This is a genomic window from Corallococcus sp. AB049A, assembly GCF_003668885.1.
Classification (GTDB): Bacteria; Myxococcota; Myxococcia; order Myxococcales; family Myxococcaceae; genus Corallococcus; species Corallococcus interemptor.
On sequence record NZ_RAWL01000769.1, the window covers coordinates 1 to 1,761 of the forward strand.

Below are 1,761 nucleotides of genomic sequence, written 5' to 3' on the forward strand. Positions count from 1 at the left end.
ACCTGGGCCAGCTCCTGGACCACGTCGTAGTACCCGCACTCCTGGCGCTGGGCCGCCAGCGACGGCGTCACGCCGCGCAGGATGTCCACCACCGCGAAGGGCCCCAGGGGGGACGTCTCCGGTTCACCATCCGTGAGGGCGCGGACCCGGAAGTCCTCCTCTTCGGTGAGGAGCGCGAGCGCCTCGCGGACCTGCTGTGCGGGGGCCGGAGCCTTCGCGCGTCGGCAGAAGTCCGACACCGCCACCGCCACCGGGGTGGGCACGTCATCGGGCTGCCGTCTTCTCTGCCAGGGACTGATCATGGAAAGGTTCGGAAAATTGCTCGTTTACGAGGGCGGATGCCTCTATCTTCGCGGCCAGACAGGTGTCAATGAGCCAGTCCGGCCTCAATGTAAACAGCTCACGCGCGGCGCAAGCCGAAGACACCGGAGTCCGTGGTAGTCAGCGGGGGAGCAGGCGCTTGCCCGGGCCGGCCATTGAAATTGTCTTGCGGGAGCAGGCATCCCCACCCCAACACATGGGGTGCTTCAGAGATTGCAGATGACGACCCATCACCACAGCCACTCCCACTCCCACGGCCCCTCGGACAAGGACAAGGACGAGGTCCTGGCGCGCTACATGGCCCAGCACGGGCTGAAGAGCACGCGCCAGCGCAGCCTCATCATCGACACCTTCTTCGAGGTGGGCGGACACCTGTCCGTGGAGGAGCTGTGGAACAAGGTGCGCGAGCAGGACACCAAGGTGTCCGTGGCGACCGTGTACCGGACCATGAAGCTGCTCAACGAGTGTGGCCTGGCGCACGCGCGCAACTTCGGTGACGGGCAGACGCGCTACGAGGCGGCGGCGGGGCGCGAGCACCACGACCACCTCATCTGCACCAGCTGCGGCACCATCGTCGAGTTCGAGAACGACCGCATCGAGACGCTCCAGGACGCGGTGGCGCGCAAGCACGGCTTCACGGTGACGTCGCACAAGATGGAGCTGTACGGCCTGTGCCGCGAGTGTCAGCTCCGGGGTGGCCCGCCGGGGTCCGAGGCCTGAGCCCGGTGCGACGGCGCGCGCTCCTGTGCGCGGTGGCGCTCGGCGCGCTGGCCCTCACGGGGGCCTGTGCCCATGGCGGACCGGTGGACGCCGGGCCCGCGTTCTACCGGGCGCTGTGGCTGCCGTCGGTGGGGCCCACGCGCTACGACCCGCGCCAGCTCCCGGGCAAGGTGGTGCTGGTGTCCTTCCTGTCCACCTGGTGCTTCCCGTGCCTGGCGGACCTGCCCACGCTCAAGCAGCTCCAAGAGACGTACGGGCCCCAGGGCTTCCAGGTCGTCGCGGTGGGGATGGACATCGACGAGGGCAAGGTGCTGGGCCCGTTCGCGGACCACTACGCCTTCCCGTACCCGCTGCTGCTGTCGGATGAGCGGATGCGCGCGGGGCAGAGCGCCTTTGGCCGCATCCGGGCGCTGCCCAGCACGGTGCTGCTGGACAGGCACGGCCGCGCGGTGGCCGCGTGGCAGGGCATCGAGGGCCAGGCGGACGTGGCCAAGGCCATTGAAAAGCTGCTGAAGGCGGACTGATTCCACTCGCCACCCGGGGTGCTGCCGGGGTGCTACAGGGCTGGAGCGGAATTCTTGCGGGCAGGGGGGCCGCTGGTACCTTCGCCGGCGCTCATGACGTCCCGGCGAAAGCTCCTGATGGTGGCGGCGGTGGTGGCGGTGGCCCTCAGCCTCGCTTCGGTGGCGGACGCCAAGGGCTTCCGGCGCTACCTGCGCC

At 69.3% G+C, this 1,761-nt stretch carries 2 protein-coding genes and 1 pseudogene; 2 read left to right on the forward strand and 1 reads right to left on the reverse strand.

The window, feature by feature from the left end; genetic code table 11:
* Positions 1 to 302, reverse strand: a pseudogene (locus D7X55_RS39215) (hypothetical protein); the annotation flags it as partial.
* 238 nt (positions 303 to 540) lie between these two features.
* Here D7X55_RS39215 and D7X55_RS39220 point away from each other — a divergent pair.
* Complete coding sequence (locus D7X55_RS39220; protein ID WP_199747343.1) at positions 541 to 1,041, forward strand: Fur family transcriptional regulator; 501 nt, start codon at positions 541 to 543, stop codon at positions 1,039 to 1,041.
* A complete protein-coding gene (locus tag D7X55_RS39225) occupies positions 1,038 to 1,565 on the forward strand; it encodes a TlpA disulfide reductase family protein (RefSeq protein WP_121725682.1) in 528 nt (175 codons plus the stop codon). The genes D7X55_RS39220 and D7X55_RS39225 overlap by 4 nt, the downstream gene beginning before the upstream one ends.
* Positions 1,566 to 1,761: the final 196 nt, after the last annotated feature.